5 protein-coding genes are annotated in these 6242 nt (G+C 53.4%); 4 read left to right on the top strand and 1 reads right to left on the bottom strand.

Going from position 1 to position 6242, the window contains the following annotated elements; translation table 11 throughout:
* The 4 genes from JFV26_RS14555 to JFV26_RS14570 form a co-directional block, all read left to right on the top strand.
* A partial coding sequence (locus tag JFV26_RS14555; protein ID WP_201193401.1) for a YadA family autotransporter adhesin occupies positions 1-1478 on the top strand: 1478 nt, incomplete at its 5' end.
* A 141-nt stretch (positions 1479-1619) separates the two neighbouring features.
* Positions 1620-2489: a hypothetical protein gene (locus JFV26_RS14560; protein ID WP_201193402.1), complete on the top strand. Its 870-nt coding sequence runs from the start codon at positions 1620-1622 to the stop codon at positions 2487-2489.
* Positions 2490-2788: 299 nt separating this feature from the next.
* A complete protein-coding gene (locus JFV26_RS14565) occupies positions 2789-4003 on the top strand; it encodes an EAL domain-containing response regulator (RefSeq protein ID WP_201193404.1) in 1215 nt (404 codons plus the stop codon).
* Positions 4004-4012: 9 nt separating this feature from the next.
* Positions 4013-4432: a response regulator gene (locus JFV26_RS14570; protein WP_201193406.1), complete on the top strand. Its 420-nt coding sequence runs from the start codon at positions 4013-4015 to the stop codon at positions 4430-4432.
* Between the two features lie 321 nt (positions 4433-4753).
* On the opposite strand, the gene JFV26_RS14575 is transcribed toward JFV26_RS14570, so the two are convergent.
* On the bottom strand, positions 4754-5119 hold the full coding sequence (locus JFV26_RS14575) for a hypothetical protein (protein ID WP_201193408.1): 366 nt from the start codon (positions 5117-5119) through the stop codon (positions 4754-4756).
* Between the last annotated feature and the right edge of the window lie 1123 nt (positions 5120-6242).

Consider the following 6242-nt stretch of genomic DNA (forward strand, 5'->3'; position numbering starts at 1 on the left):
TCGGTAATGGTGCGGTCGCCAGCTTCGCCAACTCCGTTGCTCTGGGCTCCAATTCGGTTACTGCTGTGGGAGCTGAAAGCTCTTATACCGCCTATCGGCTCGCGGCTCCTCAGTCTTCAGTTGGGGAGGTTGGTGTCGGCATTGCCCTGGGACAACGGAAAATAACCGGAGTGGCGGCGGGTTCTGAGGCGACAGATGCCGTGAACGTGGCTCAGTTGACTGCACTGGGTAATCAGGTAGACCAGAATACAACCGACATTACGGCGCTTGATGGGCGCGTTACCACGGTGGAAAGCACGGTCAACAACATAAACAACGGAGGCGGGGTCAAGTATTTCCATACCAACTCTGTAAAGGTCGATTCCATTGCAGGTGGTAACGACTCGATTGCGATTGGGGGAAATGCCAAGTCGTCCGGTGCTGGAGCAATTGCCATAGGCGCGGACAGCAGCACATCGGCGGCTAACTCGATTGCCATCGGACAGGGGGCGAATTCGACGGCAAGCGGTAGCATCGCGTTAGGTCAAGGAGCCAGTGATGACGGAAGAGGTGCCCTTACCTACACCGGTGCATATTCAGGGGTTGTGAACTCTTCCAGCGGTACTGTTTCGATCGGCAATGCCGCCACTGGACAAACGAGAACACTCACTAATGTAGCCGACGGAAAAGAAGCTACCGATGCCGTCAACTTGAGGCAATTGGATGGTGCAGTCGCGGTGACTAAAAAATATACAGATGACTCAATCAGAAATGTGAACACTTCAGTAGCCAATATGGATGGCCGAGTCACCGAGGTGGCGGGAGATGTCGCCAACATCAAGAATGGCGCCGATGGCATGTTTCAGGTGAATAACGGCAGTACAGCCATCAAACCCATAGCTTCAGGTACAGGTTCCACGGCGGGCGGGGCGGGGGCCAAGGCTTCTGGATCAAACAGCACGGCAATTGGTAACAACGCTCAGTCCATTGCGCAAAATACTGTAGCCGTAGGCAGCGGTTCGCAAGCTACGGCGAAGAACTCAGCAGCCATCGGTAGCAATTCGATCGCAGACAGGGAGAACAGCGTGTCGGTGGGTAGCTCAGGTAATGAACGTCAGATTACCAATGTGGCTGCGGGTACCAAGGGGACGGATGCGGTCAATGTTGACCAGCTGTCAAAGAGCGTTGCCAACATCACCAACAATGCAAATGCTTACACTGACCAGCGTTACTCCGAACTTCGGCACGACCTGAAAAAACAAGATGACACTCTAAGCGCAGGTATTGCCGGGGCTATGGCTATGGCCAGTCTGCCCCAGCCTTATGCTCCTGGCGCCAGCATGACGACTGCGGGTGTCGGTAACTACAGAGGCCAGTCTGCGGTGGCATTTGGCGTGTCTCATATATCCGACAACGGTCGTTGGGTGAGCAAGCTGCAGGGCAGCAGCGATACACAGGGCCAGGTGGGATTGGCACTCGGTGTAGGTTATCAATGGTGATTTGATCTCTGGGCTGAGATGCTAGTTTGGCATCTCAGCTTGGTTCAGTGCGCTATCGAGCAGCTAATCAGAAAAACATGAAATAAAGATGTCCTGCGCAAGGCAGAGATCGGTTGTATCTATAAATTATCAAGGTGAGTTATGAAATCCAAGATCGCTATTAGCTTTCTAGTCTGTTGTTCTGTGCTTGTTTCAGGTTGTGGTTCCGAAAAAAATGAACCAGCTAAAGTTTCAAACATGCCGCGAGGATCGATAAAGATCCCCGCGCTGGCCATTATTCAAAATGCGGTATTGGAACTTGCCCCGAGTTTCAATGGACAACGCAATAATATATTTGCGAGCCAGGCCTGTGCTCTGGCCAGAGGGGAAATCAATACCGATAAGCTAAAGGAGATATTGGCGAAGGAGGAGGCTGGAAAAAAATCCATGACGGATGATCAACTCGCAGTGCTGTTAGGCGCAGACGTACATGTGCAGTCTTCAGCATGCGCTGCGTTTCTAGCGACCTCGGTTCTGGTGCCTATCGATGTCACCGAGTTTACGACGGTCGTCAGCGGAGTGGGAACGGAGCATTCGAGCACATTGAAGAACCAGTCCCTTCAAATAAACAGCGATAAACTCGCGCAGATCCTGCCCGCAAAATTTGCAGTGGCTGGCGTGAATGCTGAAGTGTTTGCACTGATTGCAACCGAATTGCAACGCCGACCTGGGCTTTCACTGCGCCAGTACCGCGATATTTCAAAGGATCTCTTTGTAAAATTGTCCAAAACCTATTTGATCCGTCTTGAACAATATCGGCCGGCAGCCAGCACTAAGTTCGAACTGGTCAAGATGAATGATCAACACTTTACCTTCTCGGCCTCGACAGGAGGGGTGTTCGACTTTAGCCGGGATGGCTTGGTTCTACGACAGCGAGGCGTTATTTTCTACGGCAAGGGGTTGCTGATTGGTGAAGCTTATCCGGTTGATGTTGCCTTTCTGCCAGATACGGAGAATTTGTTGGCGCCATAGGTCAAACCGATATCACTCGACGCGAGTTGCAGACGTTCCGGGTTGGTTCGCTCTTGATCATCATCTGAAAGAGCTCACTTCATTATCAGGCGACTGGCCACGATCCTTCTACGATGCTCCAGAAGGATCACTCACAGTAGATATTCCGCTTCTACAGGGCAATTGCCGCAATTAAGATCAAAGGCATTTTCTTTTGGTTTTTGAGAAATTTCCTATAAGAGTGTGGACTGTTTCTACTGTCTTCGTTCAGTCGACTCCCGGAAAATTGGCGCATTCCCTTTACAGCCGAGTGCCCCCCAATGCCTAGTCTGCCGCTCCGTGTCCTGGTGCTAGAAGAGCACCTATTTCAACGTTCCGTAGCCGTCAGTCTATTGATGCAGCTGGGGTGTCGCGAAGTGCTGGAGGCCAGCTGTGGTGGCGAGGCCCTTGCCATCCTGCAAGAGGCCGGCCCTGTGGATGTGGTCCTCTGCGACTTGCAAATGGAAGGCATGGATGGTCTGGAGTTCATTCAACGAGCTGGGGCAACCGGACAGTTGGGGGCCATCATTATCAGCAGTTACCTGCCTTTCGATGTGCGCCGTACGGTTCGGCAGATGGGCGCATTGCTGGGGCTGCACATGCTCGGTGATATCGGTAAACCCTTGCAGGCTGAATCTCTGCGGCAACTGCTTGAAGATTATTTGAGCCGACAGCCGGCCACGTTGTCGACACTGACGGATATGGAGTTGGCCAACGAGGAGCAGGTGCGGCGGGCCTTTCTCGACGAACAATTAGAGCCCTATTACCAACCCAAGTTCGATTTGCAAACCGGCGAGGTGTTGGGTGTAGAGGTCCTTGCGCGCTGGAACCATCCGTTCAAGGGCCTGCTTTCGCCCGCGGCGTTTCTGCCGACGGTGGAGCACTGTGGGTTGATGGATGAATTGCTGTTCAGCTTGATGCTCCAGGCGTTGAGCTTGCAGCGGCAGGTCAGGAGTCGGGGAGGGGAGCTGAACTTGGCGTTCAATCTGCAAGCGGCGCAGTTGGCCAATGTGGAATTGACGTCGCAGATCAAACGGATCCTCGCCATGTTCCAGGCACCCGGTTGCAGTTTGACCTTTGAGTTGACTGAGAGTGGTTTGCTGGAAGCTCCAGCGGTGTCCCTGGAAAACCTGGTGCGTCTGCGCATCATGGGCTGTCGCTTGTCGATCGATGATTTTGGCGCGGGCTTCTCCTCTTTGCAGCGCCTGTGCCAACTGCCCTTCAACGAAATCAAACTTGACGCGGAGTTCGTCCGCGGTCTCAAGCACGAGCCCCGTTGTCGGGCTGTAGTCGCCAGTACCCTGGCGCTGGGACAGACCTTGGGCATGTCTGTAGTGATCGAGGGTATCGAGACCGCCGAGCAGCACCAGGAACTACTGGAGCTGGGCTGTGCCCAGGGCCAGGGCCACTGGCATTCCCGAGCCATGAACGGTGCCGATCTGTTGCGCTGCCTGCAGCGCATAGCTGAACCCCGTCAACAACCGGTCGGTCGCTAGGAGCAGCCTATGACCAATAAAGCATTGCGTATTATGATTGCTGACCCACAGCACTTTCAGCGTTTGCGTCTGGAGCGGGACTTTAACCGCGAGGGCTACTACTGCATCGCGCCGGTGTCGAGCCTGGAGGAGATGCTAACGTTGCTGGAGTACGGCGACACTGCCTTCGACCTGGTGCTGATCAATGCCAGCTTGACGCTCGACGTCCGTTTCAACTTGTTGGCTTTTTGCCTGGACCATCCGCTGATTCGCCAAGCCTTCATCTACGACGTACCGGAGCACCGATTGGCGAGGCTTGGTGCCCAGGTCAAAGCCCGGATTGTCTTCAGTTCCATCCAATTGCCTGAAGGCGTTCCGATCAAGCAACTGATCCACAAAGTCGACCCGCCACCCAACGACCCAGCACACAAAACGGTAAGTCACCTGTGATGGGGCAGTTGCCGGTTACAGTTCATTTGAAAAGTTAATCAGCTCGCGATGTTCCATGGGCGTGAACTATAGGCGCATATGTAAAGGTAAGTCCGCGACGGTGTCATCAGGTATGGGCGGCAACCATTTACGTATGGGCTTTGAAGGGTTTCGGATAGGTGTTTCGCCGGGTATTGGTCGTTCTGAAAAAGGGCGATAGTGCCCACCTAAAGATAAGTGAACACAATCGCCCTCTGAGATATTTCCCGCTACCTGTTGAACCCTCCGCCATCAACAACAAAACATTAGTTTCTGGTCGGCCTGGATAAGACATTGGTGCTGTTAGTTATTATCCTGGTAATAGCGCTGTTGCTGATGACGGCGATGCTTTGGTGGTGGCGGGTCATAGTCGTCATCGGAACTGTATCTGGGAGCACCGAGCGCAGTGCCAGTCACATTGGCGGCCCCACCCAGCGCTGCCCCTGTAACGTTTGCTGCGCCGCCGAGTGCTGTTCCAGTGACATTCGCCGCGCCTCCAAGCGCAGCGCCGGTGATATTGGCGGCCCCACCCAGCGCCGCCCCGGTGATATTGGCTGCACCGTTGAGTGCCGAGCCAACGATGCCTTCAGCCTGAACGGATGATTGAAAAAAACCACCCATCAGGATGCCCACCATTGCCAAGCTCGGTGCTTTCTTGACGATATACATACGCCACCTCTACCTGAGAATTGAATCGAACTGTAATGACCGAATCAGATCGGCCAAGTATTTTTTGACAACAATTGATCGCCGTCAATCTTAGAAAGTATTACCAAGAGTAACCGGGGTGGACAGTTCCGTTTCTTACGTTCTCGGGTTAACGCTCGAGTTACTATAAGTGGCAGGACGATACCCAATCCAAATACCTACGACAGGTAATGCAGGCACGGCGTCATTAAACTCTTACGTTGCGTTTAATTGACCAAGACTCTCCCTGTTAGTTCAAAAGGTCGTCTCACCGTTCATGAGTCAGGACTTAAGACCGAAGGTGTCATACACAGGCTCAATTCCCGTATATGGTCGGGAGGTGGCAGGTTAGTGATGGGGGACATCTCTTTTCATTTTTCAGGTGAGAAATTCGGCCCCGAATGTTCCGGCGTTGTCGACGATGTGACCTGCGTGTGGTGCCTCGAAATGCCCCGGTAGCAGTAGCGCGCCGTTGTCGACGCAGAACCTGAGTAGCTCGAACCGACTCTTGGCTGCTAGCACGCGATCCTCACACATCTTGCTGCTCCATTCCCAAAAGGCGAGTGCAGCATGTCGCCGCTGAATACCCCGCGCAAGCCCTGGGATGACAACTCGATACGGACATGAGGCGAAGGCGCAACTGACAGCATCGACCACTGTTACGAACGCCTGATCGGTCTGCCTTGACGCGGTTCGTAAGAACCGAACGCAGCATCGGCTTTTGGCGGCCCCTGATCTGGCAATGCACTTGTGTTGATCAAACTTGAGCCGGAGTAGTATCTCCAAGGCCGCAATAGAGGCGTTGATGGAGTAATCCACAATCATTCATTCGATCAAAATCTACTCAAGATCCGATAAGGGGGCACGTCTGAAGGGTAATGGCACCATTGTTGGGCACTGGAAACGGTCGTCCTGGAAGTGGATAGATCAATCCGGTGCTCCAGCGTGTCGAAAAAACCTTCAGTCGTCCCTTTCATTTCCGGAGCTCCGGACTGCGGATATATGATCTCGATGTCAAGCTCATTGAATCTGGCAACCATCGCTCAAACAGCATGAGGTGGATGGCTGCAGTACCAACCATCCACCTTGTTAGACTCAGGTACCC

This window comes from Pseudomonas sp. TH31 (assembly GCF_016650815.1).
GTDB lineage: Bacteria > Pseudomonadota > Gammaproteobacteria > Pseudomonadales > Pseudomonadaceae > Aquipseudomonas.

What these genes read in the sequence shown, in the direction of transcription:
- JFV26_RS14560 (WP_201193402.1), top strand. Translation starts at nt 1,620, where the DNA reads ATGAAATCCAAGATCGCTATTAGCTTTCTAGTCTGTTGTTCTGTGCTT.
- JFV26_RS14565 (WP_201193404.1), top strand. Translation starts at nt 2,789, where the DNA reads ATGCCTAGTCTGCCGCTCCGTGTCCTGGTGCTAGAAGAGCACCTATTT.
- JFV26_RS14570 (WP_201193406.1), top strand. Translation starts at nt 4,013, where the DNA reads ATGACCAATAAAGCATTGCGTATTATGATTGCTGACCCACAGCACTTT.
- JFV26_RS14575 (WP_201193408.1), bottom strand. Translation starts at nt 5,119, where the DNA reads ATGTATATCGTCAAGAAAGCACCGAGCTTGGCAATGGTGGGCATCCTG.